Source organism: Silvimonas soli (assembly GCF_030035605.1).
Lineage (GTDB): Bacteria > Pseudomonadota > Gammaproteobacteria > Burkholderiales > Chitinibacteraceae > Silvimonas > Silvimonas soli.
This window is the reverse complement of sequence record NZ_CP106736.1, coordinates 2,313,328-2,328,181: the sequence shown is the minus strand read 5'-3', so window position 1 is coordinate 2,328,181 and position 14,854 is coordinate 2,313,328. Positions and strand designations below refer to the sequence as shown.

The 14,854-nt window shown below is 58.3% G+C and carries 15 protein-coding genes; 7 read left to right on the top strand and 8 right to left on the bottom strand.

Annotated features, from left to right (window positions below):
- Positions 1-23: 23 nt before the first annotated feature.
- Genes yidD through rpmH form a run of 3 tightly spaced genes read right to left on the bottom strand, consistent with a single transcriptional unit; the run spans position 24 to position 742 of the window.
- Positions 24-233, bottom strand: coding sequence for a membrane protein insertion efficiency factor YidD (gene yidD / locus N7220_RS10735; RefSeq protein ID WP_283147518.1), 210 nt, complete (start codon positions 231-233; stop codon positions 24-26).
- Positions 221-586 (bottom strand): ribonuclease P protein component, encoded by a 366-nt coding sequence (gene rnpA, locus N7220_RS10730; protein ID WP_283147517.1) that lies wholly within the window; start codon positions 584-586, stop codon positions 221-223. Before rnpA ends, yidD begins: the two co-directional genes overlap by 13 nt.
- 21 nt (positions 587-607) lie before the next feature.
- Positions 608-742, bottom strand: coding sequence for a 50S ribosomal protein L34 (gene rpmH / locus N7220_RS10725; protein WP_283147516.1), 135 nt, complete (start codon positions 740-742; stop codon positions 608-610).
- Positions 743-1,026: 284 nt separating this feature from the next.
- Between rpmH and dnaA the strand changes: the two genes are divergently transcribed.
- The 7 genes from dnaA (at position 1,027) to N7220_RS10690 (ending at position 8,387) form a co-directional block, all read left to right on the top strand.
- A complete protein-coding gene (gene dnaA, locus N7220_RS10720; RefSeq protein WP_283147515.1) occupies positions 1,027-2,442 on the top strand; it encodes a chromosomal replication initiator protein DnaA in 1,416 nt (471 codons plus the stop codon).
- 588 nt (positions 2,443-3,030) lie between these two features.
- Positions 3,031-3,801: a sulfite exporter TauE/SafE family protein gene (locus N7220_RS10715; protein ID WP_283147514.1), complete on the top strand. Its 771-nt coding sequence runs from the start codon at positions 3,031-3,033 to the stop codon at positions 3,799-3,801.
- A complete protein-coding gene (locus N7220_RS10710) occupies positions 3,798-4,265 on the top strand; it encodes an EVE domain-containing protein (protein ID WP_283147513.1) in 468 nt (155 codons plus the stop codon). Before N7220_RS10715 ends, N7220_RS10710 begins: the two co-directional genes overlap by 4 nt.
- 299 nt (positions 4,266-4,564) lie before the next feature.
- Positions 4,565-5,389, top strand: coding sequence for an NAD(+) diphosphatase (gene nudC, locus N7220_RS10705; RefSeq protein ID WP_283147512.1), 825 nt, complete (start codon positions 4,565-4,567; stop codon positions 5,387-5,389).
- A gap of 240 nt (positions 5,390-5,629) precedes the next feature.
- Positions 5,630-6,526 carry a DMT family transporter gene (locus N7220_RS10700; protein WP_283147511.1) on the top strand — a complete coding sequence of 299 codons (897 nt, stop codon included), beginning with the start codon at positions 5,630-5,632 and terminating at the stop codon, positions 6,524-6,526.
- A gap of 34 nt (positions 6,527-6,560) precedes the next feature.
- Complete coding sequence (locus N7220_RS10695) at positions 6,561-7,712, top strand: MalY/PatB family protein (RefSeq protein WP_283147510.1); 1,152 nt, start codon at positions 6,561-6,563, stop codon at positions 7,710-7,712.
- Positions 7,713-7,814: 102 nt separating this feature from the next.
- Positions 7,815-8,387, top strand: a complete 573-nt coding sequence (locus N7220_RS10690) for a sugar O-acetyltransferase (RefSeq protein WP_283147509.1) — start codon at positions 7,815-7,817, stop codon at positions 8,385-8,387.
- Between the two features lie 200 nt (positions 8,388-8,587).
- On the opposite strand, the gene urtE is transcribed toward N7220_RS10690, so the two are convergent.
- The 5 genes from urtE to urtA form a co-directional block, all read right to left on the bottom strand.
- Complete coding sequence (gene urtE / locus N7220_RS10685; protein WP_283147508.1) at positions 8,588-9,280, bottom strand: urea ABC transporter ATP-binding subunit UrtE; 693 nt, start codon at positions 9,278-9,280, stop codon at positions 8,588-8,590.
- A gap of 102 nt (positions 9,281-9,382) precedes the next feature.
- On the bottom strand, positions 9,383-10,225 hold the full coding sequence (gene urtD / locus N7220_RS10680; RefSeq protein ID WP_283147507.1) for an urea ABC transporter ATP-binding protein UrtD: 843 nt from the start codon (positions 10,223-10,225) through the stop codon (positions 9,383-9,385).
- The gene (gene urtC / locus N7220_RS10675; protein WP_283147506.1) at positions 10,222-11,454 is read right to left on the bottom strand and encodes an urea ABC transporter permease subunit UrtC; all 1,233 of its coding nucleotides are present in this window, start codon (positions 11,452-11,454) and stop codon (positions 10,222-10,224) included. The genes urtD and urtC overlap by 4 nt, the downstream gene beginning before the upstream one ends.
- 215 nt (positions 11,455-11,669) lie before the next feature.
- Entirely contained in the window at positions 11,670-13,262 is a 1,593-nt protein-coding gene (urtB, locus tag N7220_RS10670) for an urea ABC transporter permease subunit UrtB (protein WP_283147505.1), read from the bottom strand.
- Between the two features lie 198 nt (positions 13,263-13,460).
- On the bottom strand, positions 13,461-14,726 hold the full coding sequence (urtA, locus tag N7220_RS10665) for an urea ABC transporter substrate-binding protein (protein WP_283147504.1): 1,266 nt from the start codon (positions 14,724-14,726) through the stop codon (positions 13,461-13,463).
- Positions 14,727-14,854: the final 128 nt, after the last annotated feature.

Below are 14,854 nucleotides of genomic sequence, written 5' to 3'. Positions count from 1 at the left end.
TACTCGGAAATTAAGGAGCCGGGTTAAGGAACCGGGTCGTGACCGTGACCGCCCCAGGGATGACAGCGGGCAAGACGGCGCATTGTAAGCCACCCGCCTTTCACTGCGCCATATTTCGCAATAGCTTCGATCGCATATTGTGAACAGCTGGGTGAGAAACGGCAGCGCGCGCCGAGCAAAGGACTCAACGTGTAACGGTAGGTTTGCAGCAGAAAGATCATCAGACGGGACATCGCCGCCGTATCCGGGCAAACAGTTCAAGCAGTTCAGCCCGAACCGCAACGCGCTCTGAACGGCCAAAAGCCTGGCGTGAACGCACAACCAGATCCAGGCCATTGAGCGCCTGGGCATTCAGGCGGAATGTTTCGCGTATGGTGCGCTTGATGTAATTGCGTACCACTGCCCGGTTGTCGGTTCGTTTCCCTACCACCAGGCCAAGCCGTGCCTGTCCCAGTGCATTGGGTTTGGCCAATACCTGGAAATGCACGTTGCTGACTGCGTTGCGCAAACTAAAAACGGATGAGAACTCATCCGTTTTCAGAAGGCGCTGAGCCCGCGTAAAGCGATATCTTGTGGCGCCCGACATACCGGACGCACCCGCTGAAAATTAAGCGGAAAGAACAGCGCGGCCACGTGAGCGACGAGCGCGCAGAACTGCACGACCACCACGGGTTGCCATACGTGCGCGAAAGCCGTGATTGCGTTTGCGCTTGATAACGGAAGGTTGGAAAGTACGCTTCATGATAGATCCCTGCAAAAAATCTGGAGTAAACCATCAATTACACAGTTAAGCTCTTAAATTGTCAACATAAATAGATAAGCGCTACCCACAGGCCCTGTGGATAAGTCCCCGCATTGCGCGTAGAATCCGACCGATCCACAAAAATCAGTCCGAACCGGGCTTTACCGAAACTGGCGTCTACGCAAGTGGCCAGTTGCGGGTTGCATGCCGCCAGCGTTACCGCGCTGTTGCCTGGCGTCACCCCACGGTAGACCAGACATTAGGGCACCAAAACAAGAGTCGTCATGTCTGCACTGGAAAACTGCTGGTCTCATTGCCTGAACGAACTGGAAACACGTCTGGGCGCCGACCAGTTTCGCATCTGGATCAAGCCGCTGGTCGCAGAAGTCGCTGGTGACAGCCTGAACCTGATCGTTCCCAACCAGATTTTCCTGCAGTTCATCCGTGACCGTTATCTGGGCGTGATTGAAGAATCCGCCAGCCCGTTTTTCGAAGGTGGCATCGCCGCCATCTCGCTCAAAGTGGGCAATATCCCACGCAAGGCTCCGCCGCCGCCTGTTTCTACCGGCCGCCCGGTATCCCCGGCACCGCAAAGCCAGTCCAGTTCAGCCAGCCAGTCCCCCGCCCCGGTGCAGCAACATCGCCCGGGCGCCATCCAGATGGGCTCGACCCATCATGAAACCACGCGGCTGAACCCCAGCTTCACCTTTGAAACGCTGGTCACCGGTAAAGCCAACCAACTGGCGCGCGCCGCTGCACAACAAGTGGCCGAAAACCCCGGAGTGAGCTACAACCCGCTGTTCGTGTATGGCGGTGTTGGGCTGGGTAAGACTCACTTGATTCAAGCGATTGGCAACGCGGTACATCAGCGCAACCCTGGCGCCAAGATTCGTTATATCCACGCCGAGAAGTACGTGGCCGACGTGGTGCGCGCTTATCAGCACAAGTCATTTGATGAGTTCAAACGCTACTACCACTCGCTGGATCTGCTGCTGATCGACGATATCCAGTTTTTTGTCGGCAAAGACAAAACCCAGGAAGAGTTCTTCTACGCCTTCAATGCGCTGGTCGAAGGCCACAAACAAATCATCATCACGTCGGACCGTTACCCGAAAGAAATCGATGGTTTGCAGGATCGGCTGGTGTCGCGTTTCTCCTGGGGTTTGACGGTGGCGATCGAGCCACCAGAACTGGAAATGCGCGTGGCCATTCTGATGATGAAAGCCGAGCGCGAGAATTTCAAACTCGACTCGACCGTGGCGTTCTTTATCGCCAAACACATCCGTTCCAACGTACGCGAGCTGGAAGGCGCGCTTAAGCGCGTGCTGGCGTATGCGCGCTTTACCAATCAGTCACTGACGCTGGAAGCGGCCAAAGAGGCACTGCGCGACATTCTGGCATCCGGTAACCGCCAAATTACGGTTGAGAACATCCAGAAGACCGTAGCGGACTTTTACAAGATCAAGATCGCCGACATGCATTCCAAAAAGCGCACCCGGGACATCGCCCGCCCCCGCCAGATTGCCATGTCGTTGACCAAAGAACTCACGCCAATGTCGCTCCCCGCGATTGGCGATGCTTTCGGTGGACGCGATCACACCACCGTTTTGCACGCCTGCCGCACCATTGAAGCCCAGCGCAGCAGCGACAGCGAGCTTTCGCACCAGTACAACGTGTTGTTGCAGATGTTGCGTAGTTGATTGGGGCGAAGTGATTGGATCAAAAAAATGGCGGCGCGATAGGCGACCGCCCTTTTTTATTGTGATGTGCGGCGAGTTGGGCAAGTGAGGGGAGACGGCAAAGCAGGAGCCGTTGGTGAAACCTTGCGCAGCGGGCCGTTGACGCATTGCCACCCCGGATTCTCGCTTCGCTTCATCCGGGCTACGAAGCTTTTCCGGGCAAACAAAGCGTCCAATCACGCCGACCGAGGGAACGCCGGAGGCGCGCAAAGGTGGCTGGTCAACAGTCTGTTCGTTTCCCCCTGCAACCTGCATTCGAAGCATTCTGCATCGTTGTGGGGGTACCCCCGAGGGGCACGGCTTTTGATCTTGGGTCCCGTCGGCGCTTGCGCCCGGGTCGCCTTTCTTTTGGTTTCTTTTCTTTGGCGACGCAAAGAAAAGAAACGTGCTCCCGGTCACCACCGGGTATCAAAAGCTTTTCACATCGTGCCGAAGGCACTAACACCCCGCCAATGCCGACTAATCCTCCCGCGTTCGGGAAACGCAGCATACCCCCACCCCTTCACAACTGGCATCCTCACACCTTTCCCCCCCAAACCACGCCTCCCCATGATCCTCACCAGCACCCTGCTCCTGCTGATCCCGCTTTCCTTCGTCGCAGGCATGATCGACGCAGCCGTCGGTGGCGGTGGATTAATCCAGGTACCGGGCTTGTTCGCAATCCTGCCCAATACCTCACCCGCCACGCTCATGGGCACCAACAAGTTTGCCTCGATCATGGGCACGGGTTCGGCCACCTGGCGCTACGCCAGGCAGGTAAAGCTGGACTGGCATCTGTTGCTGCCCTGTGCCGTGGCGGCGTTTGTGGGTTCGTACGGCGGCGCCAGCATGATCCAGCTACTGGATAAACACTGGGTGCGCCCGCTGGTCATTGTGCTGTTGCTGGTCATGCTGGTTTACACATGGATCAGACCCGCCTTTGGTACCCAGGACGCCGGACGGCCACTGACTCGGCGCGATCTGTATATCGGGCTGGCCATTGGCGCGGTGATCGGCTTCTACGATGGTTTTTTCGGGCCAGGGACCGGCTCTTTCCTGATCTTTTTGTTTGTGCGGTTTTTCCACTTTGATTTTCTGCGGGCCTCGGCCTCGGCCAAAGTGGTCAATCTGGCCACCAACCTGGCGGCGCTGGTGTCGTTCATCCCTGTCGGCGCGGTGATCTACGGTTACGCCATCCCGATGGCGGTAGCGAACGTTGCGGGCGCCCAGGTCGGCAGCCGCATGGCGCTCAAAGGTGGCAATCTGTGGATTCGCCGTCTATTTCTGACTCTGGCGCTGGTGTTGCTGGCGAAACTTGTTTGGGATACGTTGCGCGCATGAACAAATCAAACCCCACCCGTTACTGGCTGATGAAGTCCGAACCCGACGAAGCCGGCATTGATCATCTGGCGCGCGATGGCGTGCTGGGCTGGTTTGGCGTGCGCAATTATCAGGCACGCAATTTCATGCGAGACGGCATGCAGCCGGGCGATCAGGTGCTGTTTTATCATTCCAGTTGCCCGCAACCAGGCATTGCCGGGATCGCTGAAGTGACCACGCCAGCGTATCCGGACCCTACCCAGTTTGACGCGAAATCAAAGTATTTTGACCCGAAATCCAGCCAGGAAAACCCACGTTGGGTGCAAGTGGATGTCAAGTTCGTCAAAAAGACGCGCCTGCTGGAACTGACCGAGATGCGAAGCTATCCCGAACTGGCTGAAATGCAGGTTTTGCAGCGCGGTAATCGCTTGTCGATTACGCCTGTAACGCGCGCCGAATGGGACTTCATCCAGCAAAAGCTTTGAGCGGGCTGGCGGCCAGAACGGCGGCCAAAAAGAAAAAAGGCACCTGTATCAAACAGGTGCCCTAAAGCTCGTGCCCAAAGGCAACTGAGCGTTGTCAACCGCACACGAGCGACTCTCGCCGCCCGCACGGTAATAACGCGGCGTTTTTACTGGCGGTTGACAGTGGCAAACAATATTTTTGCGAATTTCTCTGCAGCTTCTCAATCAGGTTCGACTCAAGGTGGTCTTCCCCAGCACAGCCGTCGGCGCCATAACAGCGTCATGAAAAAAACGTCTCGTCCAAGGGTATGATATTGGCCATGCCGCTATCCATCTTCGCCCCCGCTTTCGCCTCCTTCTGTGCAGACATCCACGCCCGCTGCTTCGCCTTTATTGGCGACGAACTGCTGCTGGATAGCACCAACCAGTTACCGGCCACCACGACCGTCCAGGAACAACTGGGCGCCCCGGCGCTGGACTACCTGATCGGCCATCGCGAAGGCCAGCCTTGCCGCCTGTTGTTCTGGCCAGAAAACACGGGCGTGCCGTCGGGACTGGCACGCCATAATCTGCGTGCTGTTTACGGGCAAATGGATGAAGCCGATTTCTGGATCGCCACCCGTGGTAAACAAATTGCCAGTTGGGATAGAGAACATCGTTTTTGCGGTGTCTGCGGCACGCCCACGCAAGTAGCCGAACGCGAACCGGCCCGCGCCTGCCCCAGTTGTGGACATCGCCATTACCCGCGTGTTTCGCCCGCGGTGATGGTGTTGATCCGCCGTGGTAACGAGTTGCTGTTAGCCCGTTCGCCGCATTTCAAACCTGGCGTATACAGTGCGTTGGCCGGGTTTGTGGAAGCGGGAGAATCCTGCGAAGACACTATCCACCGTGAGGTGATGGAAGAAGTCGGCCTTCAGGTGAAAAACCTGCGCTGGTTTGATAGCCAAAGCTGGCCGTTCCCGCATTCGCTAATGCTGGCCTTTATGGCGGACTACGCCGGTGGCGACATAGTCTGCCAGCCCGACGAGATTGAAGATGCGCAGTGGTACACGCTGGATAAACTGCCCGATCTGCCGATGCGCGCCAGCATCGCCCGCCGTTTGATTGAGGCCATGGTGGCGCAAATGCAGTCTGAAACGCGCTGACCAGCCGCGACCTCATGGACGCGCATGCAATCGACATGCTAGTTTTCAGCCCATGAAACCCACATTCACTCATACCGTTTTTCATTGGCACCTGCTGTGGTGGACCTCGTCCTCCCGGCGGTGATGCCTGTTTGCCACCGCAGGGTTACTCCAGGCCCGGCGGTGGATACGATCAGCAAGACGCAACTCTCCCACTTATTCCCTTGCCGGACCTTGCCCCGACTATGACAAGGAACCGTAATGTCTGAAGCACCCTCCACCGCACCAGGTTTTCGCCTCGGCATGATCCTGGCGCTCACCGCTGCCGTTGGTTTTGCCTCCAAAGCCATTTTCGTCAAACTGGCTTATCGCTATCCGGTTGATGCCATCACGCTGCTGACATTGCGGCTGGTTCTCGCCTTGCCCATGTTCTGGCTGATCAAACTGGCACGGCGTGATGATGGCCCGCCGCTAGCCTGGCGCGACCGCCTGTGGCTGATCTTGCTGGGGCTGCTGGGATATTACCTCTCCAGCCTGTTCGACTTTCTGGGTCTGGTTACCGTCAGCGCCAGTCTTGAGCGGCTGATTCTGTTTCTGTATCCCACCTTCACCGTGCTGTTTTCGGCGTGGTTTGCCAAAACGCCGATCACCCGCCGCGTGGGAGGCGCGTTGGTGCTGTCTTATCTGGGCATGCTGCTGGTGCTGGTACCGGATCTGCGCAATGCGCACGCAGCCTGGAGCGGCATCTTGCTGGTGTTTCTGAGCACCGTCAGCTATGCGCTATATCTGACCTGGAGCCCGGCGGTGATTGCGCGCATTGGTGCCATGCGCTTTACCGAAGGTGCGCTGACGATCTCGGCCGTGGCGATGGTGACGCATTTCCTGGTTACCCATCCGGTCAGCGCTTTGGCGGTGCCCACGCCGGTATGGATATACGCAGCGGTCATCGCGCTGATCGCAACGGTTTTCCCGATCTACGCCATGGCTGCCGCAATGGCCCGCATTGGTGCCCCGCGCGCCGCCATTATTGGCAGCATTGGCCCGATATTGACGATATTCCTCGGCATGCTGGTGCTGGATGAACGCCTGACACCGTTACAATGGCTGGGCGCCGCCGTGGTCATGGCGGGCGTTTTGCGCGTGAGCAAAAAGAAATGACCGGATCGTGCACCATCCAAAACCAGGAACCACCATGTTCGATTTCGACAAAGTTGTAGACCGCAGCCAGAGCGACAGCAACAAATGGCGCAAATATGCGGGCAAGGATGTGCTGCCGCTATGGGTGGCCGATATGGATTTCCCCTCACCGCCCGCCATCATTGATGCGCTGCGCGAGCGGCTGGAACACGGCGTTTTCGGCTACCCGGAAGCCACGCCAGAACTGGTGATGACACTGGTGAACGCCATGGTCCGCGAATATAACTGGCAGATCTCGCCAGAATGGCTGGTGCCGCTGCCGGGGCTGGTGGTTGGTCTGAATGTGGCATGCCGCGCCACCGGCGGCGCGCATGATCCAGTATTGACCGCCACGCCGGTCTATCCACCGTTCATGAGCGCGCCGGTGTTGTCGCAACGCCCGCTGGTACGCGTGCCGCTACTGGAGGCCGACCGTGCCGACGGTACTCACTGGGCGTGGGATATTGATCGGCTGGTCTCCAGCCTGGGGCCTGGCCAGAACACATTGATGCTGTGCCACCCACACAACCCGGTTGGCCGTGTCTGGCGTACCGAAGAATTGCAGCAATTGGCCGCAGTGGCTGAACGGCACGATCTGACCGTGGTCAGCGATGAAATCCACTGCGATCTCATCCTGGATAAAGAACTCAAGCACGTGCCGTTTGCCGCGCTCTCGCCCGCAATGGCCCAGCGCACCATCACGTTGATGGCACCATCCAAGACGTGGAATGTGCCGGGGCTGGGCGCGTCGTTTGCCATCATCGCCAATCCGGAACTACGCAAGCGCTTTACCGATGTGATGCGTGGCATCGTGCCGCACACCAATCTGTTCGGTTATGTGGCTTGCGAAGCCGCCTACCGCGATGGCGGCCCTTGGCGCGCCGAGCTGCTGGACGTGCTGCGGCGTAACCGTGATCTGGTGATGAGCGAGCTGGATGGCTTTGAAGGCGTACGTGTTACCCGGCCAGAGGCCACCTACCTGGCCTGGATTGACTGCCGCGCTACCGGCATCGACAACCCGTTCCAGTTCTTTGAAGCGGCGGGCGTTGGTTTGTCGGATGGCGTGGATTTTGGCCTGCGTGGCTTTGTGCGGCTCAATTTCGGCTGCCCGCTATCCACTTTGCAAGAAGCACTCAAGCGCATGCGCAAAGCATTGAGCGAGCGTTAATCCCGCCCCATTGGCCGCTGCGTTAGCCGAAATTGCCGGATTACGCAGCGGCTTCATGCCACTGGTTTAAGCTCTTGTTTCCAGATCAAAGAGCACGCCAGCATGGCCGCCAAATCCATCCCGACCCAGTTTGAAGACATCAGCCGCGACGACAGCTGGGCGCGCACCAAGGACTTGCTGCGCCAGTTCAATAATCCGGCCCTGAGTTGGGAAGAAAGCCAGGCGCTGCTAGCGCAAATGTTCGCCCAATGCGAAGGCGCCACGGTCACACCACCACTGTTCATGGGTGGCGGACGCAATATCCGGCTGGGGAAAAAAGTTTACATCAACCAGGGCCTGACTATCTCCGGCGGCGCGCCAGTAAGCATCGGCGACTACACCCTGATCGCCCCCTGGGTGCAAATCCACGCCACCACCCACCCGGTCGACCCGTGGGAGCGTCAGCAAGTGGCCTTCACCGCCAAACCGATCTCGATTGGTGAGAACGTGTGGATTGGGGCCGGGGCGATTATTTGCCCGGGGGTAACGATTGGCGATCATGCGGTAATCGCGGCGGGCGCGGTGGTGAGCCAGGATGTGGCCAGATGCACCCTGGTGGCGGGGAACCCGGCGCAGGTGGTGCGACAACTGGATGAGCCAGATATGGCAACGATTTATGCGAAGCGGGAAGGGTGATTGATCAGTCGACCAGAGCTATGTAGTTCTGATGGACGTGGGTTGGGAAGGACTGAGTTTATGCGCCGTTGGCGTGGATGTTTTGATACCCGGGGTGCCCGGGTATCAAATGCATTTACTTGTGCCGGGCACTAACAACCCGCTTTTTGAAGGCAATGCACAGGCAAATGCCACAACGCGTTCCCCACGCCAAAACCCGATTACACCGACAACAATTCCCTCACCCCATCCGCATCCATCTCCGACCCTTTCCCCCGCCGGATAATCTCCCCCCGTTCCATCACCAGGTATTGATCCGCCAGCGCCCGGGCAAAGTCGTAATACTGTTCGACGACCAGAATCGCCATCTCCCCCGTCTCCGCCAAAGCCCGAATCGCCCGTTCAATATCCTTGATAATCGAAGGCTGAATCCCCTCGGTCGGTTCGTCCAGAATCAACAATTTCGGCCCCATAGCCAGCGCGCGACCAATAGCCAGTTGTTGCTGTTGGCCACCAGACAAATCGCCCCCACGCCGCCGCATCATTTGCTTGAGCACCGGAAACATCTCAAAAATCCGTGGCGGGATTTCGGTGCGGGCCGGACGCGTGGCCAGACCCATGCGCAAGTTCTCCTCCACCGAAAGTCGACTGAAAATCTCGCGGCCTTGCGGCACGTAACCAATACCGGCTTTTACGCGGTCGTATGAGGCCAGCTTGGTGATGTCGGTCGGGCCAAAATGGATCGAGCCCGTCTTGACGGGCACCAGCCCCATGAGCGTTTTTAGCAGTGTAGTTTTGCCGACGCCGTTGCGGCCCAGCAAGGTGGTGATCTGCCCCGGTTCTGCGGTAAACGACAAGCCGCGCAGAATGTGACTGCCACCGTAATACTGATTCAGGTTTTCGACTTGCAGCATGTTTGTTCTCTTCATGTAGGGTGCGCAGATTGCGCACCGTCGTGCCGGGCACGTTCGCACGCAAGCGTGCAAACCCTGCGAATACACCAAAAAGGCCAAAACCTACCGCCCCAGATAAACCTCAATCACCCGCTGATCCGCCTGTACCGTCGCCAGATCACCTTCGGCCAGCACACTGCCTTCGTGCAGCACGGTAACGGTGCCGCCGAGCTTTTCCACAAACGCCATGTCATGCTCAACCACCACCAACGAATGCTGGCCCGCCAGCGATACAAACAGCTCAGCGGTGCGCATGGTTTCGTCGTCGGTCATGCCCGCGACCGGTTCATCCAGCAGCAACAGCTTGGGTTCTTGCATCAGCAGCATGCCAATCTCCAGCCACTGTTTCTGGCCGTGCGATAACAGCCCCGCCATGCGATTGGCAAAGGCATCCAGCCGGATTTGCTTCATTACGGCGTCGATGCGGCCATGCGCTTCGCTATCGAGCTTGAAGAACAGACTCTTGCGCACGCGCTTGTCCGTTTTCATCGCCAGTTCCAGGTTTTCGAACACCGTGTGGTTCTCGAATACCGTCGGTTTCTGGAACTTGCGGCCGATCCCGGCGTGGGCGATTTCGGGTTCCTTGAGGCGGGTCAGGTCCAGCGTCTGGCCAAAGAACGCCTTGCCGCTGTCCGGGCGCGTTTTGCCGGTGATGACATCCATCATGGTGGTTTTGCCCGCGCCGTTGGGGCCGATAATGCAGCGCAGTTCGCCCACGTCGATATGCAGGCTGAGTTTGTTCAGCGCCTTGAAGCCATCAAAACTCACGGTGATGTCGTCCAGATAGAGCATCACGCCGTGAGCGATATCCAGTTCGCCCGGCACCACCGCACGCGATTGCCCGGCGCTGGCGTCAGCCCATTGCGGGCGTTGTTCAAGTTCGGTACCGCTGGCCACGGTGATCATGCTGCGCTCTCCCCGGTTAGCGTGGGTTTGGCTGTTGGTGCCGTGGAAACAACGGATGCGGCAACGGGTGGACTAATAGTTTCCGGTTCCAGCGTAAACACGGTTTCGGTATTGGCGGTGTCTTTGTGTTTAAGACGGAAGACGATGCGCTTGTACAAGCCAACCAGACCTTCCGGCAAAAACAGCGTGACCAGAATGAACAGAAAACCGAGGAAGAACAGCCAGTATTGCGGAAAGGACACCGTAAACCAGCTCTTGGCCAGACTCACTGCCACCGCACCAATCACCGCGCCAATCAAGGTACCGCGCCCACCCACGGCCACCCAGATGGCGATCTCGATGGATGCGGCAGGTGACATTTCCGACGGGTTGATGATGCCCACTTGCGGCACATACAGCGCCCCGGCAATGCCACACAGCGCGGCAGAAAGCGTCCAGATAAACAGCTTGTACCAAAGCGGGTTGTAGCCGATGAACATGACGCGCGATTCGGCATCACGCGTGGCGGCCAGTACCCGGCCATAACGTGATGTTACCAGCCAGCGGCCCAGCACCAGCGTGCCCGCCAGCGCCAGCGAAGTCAGCCCCAGTAGCACCACGCGGGTTTCAGGCGCGGTGATCGAATACCCGGCAATGCGTTTGAAATCGGTAAAGCCGTTGTTGCCGCCAAAGCCGGTTTCATTGCGGAAAAACAGCAGCATGGCGGCATAGGTCAGCGCCTGGGTAATGATGGAGAAATACACGCCTTTGATGCGACTCTGGAATGCAAAGTAGCCAAAAATGGCGGCGATCACCGTCGGCACGGCAATGGTCAGCACCAGCGCCCACAGCAGGTGATCAGTGCCTTGCCAGTACCAGGGCAGGGTTTTCCAGTCCAGAAACACCATGAAGTCCGGCAGAGGGCTGTGGTAGTTACCGTCCAGCCCGATCTGGCGCATGAGGTACATGCCAAAACCGTAACCACCGAGCGCAAAGAACAGGCCGTGGCCCAGCGACAAAATCCCGGCGTAACCCCAGATCAGGTCCATCGCCACCGCCACCATGGCGTAGCAAAGAATCTTGCCCGACAACGTAATCGCGTAATCCGACAAGTGCAGCGGGCTACCCGGTGGCACCAGCAAATGCAGCACTGGCACCAGGATCAGCATGATCGCCAGAAAGATGGCCAACGCGCTCCAGCCTTTAGGGCCGAGGATGCGTACCGCGCGTTCGGTGTATGAAGTTCGCATAATCGTTCCAGTTTCCAAGCATTTGTAGCCCGGATGAAGTGTTAGTGAGAATCCGGGGGCGACACGGCCAAGAGCATAAATCGGTGGCTTGTTGAGGCGTTGCCACCCCGGATTCCCGCTTTCCCACTGCAACTGACATCCGCGATATCAGAAGGCTTGGTGGGGATACCCCCGAGGGGCAAATGCCATCCGGGCTAAGTGTTGTCCGTAACAGCTCAATCCATCACCCGGCCCTTCACCGCAAACAATCCCTGCGGGCGCCGCTGGATAAAGATGATGATGATCGCCAGTACGATGATCTTGGCGATCACCGCACCGGCCCAGCCTTCCAGCAATTTGGTGGCGATGCCCAGCCCCAGCGCGGCCCACACGGCACCGGCCAGTTGGCCCACGCCGCCCAGCACCACCACCAGGAAGGAATCGACGATATAGCCTTGGCCCATGTCCGGACCGACGTTCGCGATCTGGCTTAACGCCAATCCACCTAGCCCGGCAATGCCCGCGCCCAAGCCAAACGCCAGCGTATCCACGCGGCTGGTCGGCACGCCGACGCAACCCGCCATGGGCCGGTTTTGCGTGACCGCGCGCACGAACAATCCCAGCCGCGTTTTTTGCATGATCGCCCACATCAGCACCAGCACCGACAGCGCAAAGCCGATGATCACGATGCGGTTCCACGGCAGCGTGAGGCTAGGCAACAGCTCAATGCCGCCAGACATCCACGATGGATTGGAGACCTCGACGTTCTGCGCCCCAAACAGCGTGCGCGCGCCCTGAATCAGCACCAGCGATACGCCCCAGGTGGCCAGCAGCGTTTCCAGCGGGCGGCCATACAACCAGCGGATCACGGTACGTTCCATGACCATGCCGACAAACGCGGCGGCAAAGAAAGACACCGGCACGGCAGCGACCAGATACCAGTCTTGCGCGCCGGGGAAGTGATTGCGGAACACGCCTTGGACGAAATACGCCGAATACGCACCCACCATCAGCAACTCGCCGTGGGCCATGTTGATCACGCCCATCACGCCGTAGGTAATGGCCAGACCCAGCGCGGCCAGCAGCAAAATGCTGCCCAGACTGAGGCCAGAAAATACATTCGCCAGCGCGCTGGTCCACGCCAGGCGAGAATCAATCGAGGCAATCGACGCTTTGGCCGCTTCGCGCACGGCGGCGTCGGGCTCGTTGGCCGGGTCCAGCCGGGTCAGCAACAGGCCGCGGGCGTTGGGTGAATTGCTGTGCGTCAGCCCTTCCACCGCCGCCAAGCGCGCTTTGACGTCCGGGTTTTTCAGATTGGCTTGCGCCAGCAGTTGTTCGAGGATGGGCTTGACCTTGCTGTCGGTTTCTTTTTGCAGCGCCAGCGTCAATGCCGGAATCATCACTGCGCCAACGTCCCCCTGCAGCGACTGCGCCGCAGCCAGTCGGGCAGATGGGTCCGGGTCAAACAGTTTGAAGCCGGCCAATGCGGAATCCAGCGTGCCGCGCACCCGGTTATTGATGGTGACGGTGTCGACATCATCGGGCGCCGGGGTGATCTCGGTGCCGGTGACGGCGTCGTAGACCTTGTCATCGGCCTTGAGCCAGATGCGGCTATCTGTGGCATACAGCGCGTCGTCACTCAGCGCCTGTAGCAGCCGCGCGGCTTCGGGCGTGCCGGTTTTGACCAGCGCGGCAATGGCCTCGATTTTCTGGTCGGAATCATCATCGACCAGTTGCTTGACCACCCTGGCGTCGAGGGCGGCTTGAGCGGACGCCATCAACAGACATCCAAGCACCAGCGCCAGCAACGTGCGCAGTATTTTGTTCATTGGGATATCCCCATACTCGGTGTTGCGCAGACTTCCGGCCAACTCAGGTAGTGCGAATTCATCCTGCGGCCTTTAAATTCGTCATTCCCGCCAAGGGGACCGCCCAGGTCGGGAATGACGAGTCAATAGAAGTGCGAGGTAAAGCGTGCGGCTTTTCAGCTCACGCCTCGCGCCTCACCCCTCTCTTCTCACAACCAATCAATTCGCTTCCGGTTCGTCCTTCTTCTTGTCGTTCCCCACAATGTACGGGCTCCATGGCTGGGCCTTGACCGGTGCCTTGGTCTTCCATACCACGTTGAACTGGCCGTTGGCTTTCACTTCGCCGATCATCACTGGCTTGTGCAGGTGATGGTTTTTCGGGTCCATTTCCAGGGTAAAGCCGCTTGGTGCCTTGAAGGTCTGGCCGCCCATGGCCGCAATCACCTTGTCGACATCGGTGGAATGAGCCTTTTCAACCGCTTGCTTCCACATATGGATACCCACATAAGTGGCTTCCATCGGGTCGTTGGTCACGGCGGTGTCAGCGTTAGGCAGCTTTTGCTTCTTGGCCCAGTCGCGATACATCTTGGTGAACTTGGTGTTTTCCGGGTTCTTCACCGACATGAAGTAGTTCCATGCAGCCAGTTCGCCCACCAGCGGCTTGGTATCCACACCGCGTAGTTCTTCTTCGCCCACACTGAACGCCACGACCGGCACATCGGTCGCTTTCAGGCCAGCGTTGCCCAGCTCTTTGTAGAACGGCACGTTAGAGTCGCCATTGATGGTCGAAACCACGGCGGTCTTCTTGCCTTGCGCGGAGAAATCTTTGATCTTGGCGATGATGGTCTGGTAGTCGGAATAACCAAATGGGGTGTATTCCTCCATGATGTCGGAATCCTGAATGCCCTTGGTATGCAGGTAGGCGCGCAGGATCTTGTTGGTGGTGCGTGGGTACACATAATCGGTACCCAGCAGTACAAAGCGTTTGGCCTCGCCACCATCTTTGCTCAACAGGTAATCCACTGCCGGAATCGCTTGCTGATTCGGCGCGGCGCCGGTGTAGAACACGTTTTTCTCGAGTTCTTCACCTTCGTACTGCACCGGGTAGAACAACAGGCCATTCAGTTCACGGAACACCGGCAACACCGACTTGCGCGATACGGAAGTCCAGCAGCCGAACACCACATCCACTTTGTCTTTGGCCAGCAACTGGCGGGCTTTTTCGGCGAACAGCGGCCAGTTGGAAGCCGGATCAACCACCACCGGCTCCAGTTGTTTACCCATCACCCCGCCTTGGGCGTTGATCTCGGCAATAGTCATCAGCGCGGTTTGTTCCAGCGCCGATTCAGAAATGGCCATCGTGCCCGACAGCGAATGCAAAATGCCCACCTTGATGGTGTCTGCAGCAAAAGCGTTGCTGGTGAAACCGGTGGCGGCGATCAGCGTAGACAGCGTAATGACTTTCAGTGCGGTACGACGTTTCATGGCTACATCTCCTGATAACTGAATGAAAGTGACGAAAACGGATGGGTTTCCTTCCTGCTTTTTGCTTTTATTGCCTTTCTGTATTGCGAGTTATTCAGTAGTCGTACTGGTTTGGTCTTTGCACGGAC

Bases quoted from the DNA above. Each gene is read 5' to 3' on its own strand.
- rnpA (WP_283147517.1), bottom strand. From the start codon at position 586: ATGTCGGGCGCCACAAGATATCGCTTTACGCGGGCTCAGCGCCTTCTG.
- yidD (WP_283147518.1), bottom strand. From the start codon at position 233: ATGTCCCGTCTGATGATCTTTCTGCTGCAAACCTACCGTTACACGTTG.
- urtB (WP_283147505.1), bottom strand. From the start codon at position 13,262: ATGAACAAAATACTGCGCACGTTGCTGGCGCTGGTGCTTGGATGTCTG.
- urtA (WP_283147504.1), bottom strand. From the start codon at position 14,726: ATGAAACGTCGTACCGCACTGAAAGTCATTACGCTGTCTACGCTGATC.
- N7220_RS10695 (WP_283147510.1), top strand. From the start codon at position 6,561: ATGTTCGATTTCGACAAAGTTGTAGACCGCAGCCAGAGCGACAGCAAC.
- dnaA (WP_283147515.1), top strand. From the start codon at position 1,027: ATGTCTGCACTGGAAAACTGCTGGTCTCATTGCCTGAACGAACTGGAA.
- N7220_RS10690 (WP_283147509.1), top strand. From the start codon at position 7,815: ATGGCCGCCAAATCCATCCCGACCCAGTTTGAAGACATCAGCCGCGAC.
- urtC (WP_283147506.1), bottom strand. From the start codon at position 11,454: ATGCGAACTTCATACACCGAACGCGCGGTACGCATCCTCGGCCCTAAA.
- nudC (WP_283147512.1), top strand. From the start codon at position 4,565: ATGCCGCTATCCATCTTCGCCCCCGCTTTCGCCTCCTTCTGTGCAGAC.
- rpmH (WP_283147516.1), bottom strand. From the start codon at position 742: ATGAAGCGTACTTTCCAACCTTCCGTTATCAAGCGCAAACGCAATCAC.
- N7220_RS10715 (WP_283147514.1), top strand. From the start codon at position 3,031: ATGATCCTCACCAGCACCCTGCTCCTGCTGATCCCGCTTTCCTTCGTC.
- N7220_RS10710 (WP_283147513.1), top strand. From the start codon at position 3,798: ATGAACAAATCAAACCCCACCCGTTACTGGCTGATGAAGTCCGAACCC.
- urtE (WP_283147508.1), bottom strand. From the start codon at position 9,280: ATGCTGCAAGTCGAAAACCTGAATCAGTATTACGGTGGCAGTCACATT.
- urtD (WP_283147507.1), bottom strand. From the start codon at position 10,225: ATGATCACCGTGGCCAGCGGTACCGAACTTGAACAACGCCCGCAATGG.
- N7220_RS10700 (WP_283147511.1), top strand. From the start codon at position 5,630: ATGTCTGAAGCACCCTCCACCGCACCAGGTTTTCGCCTCGGCATGATC.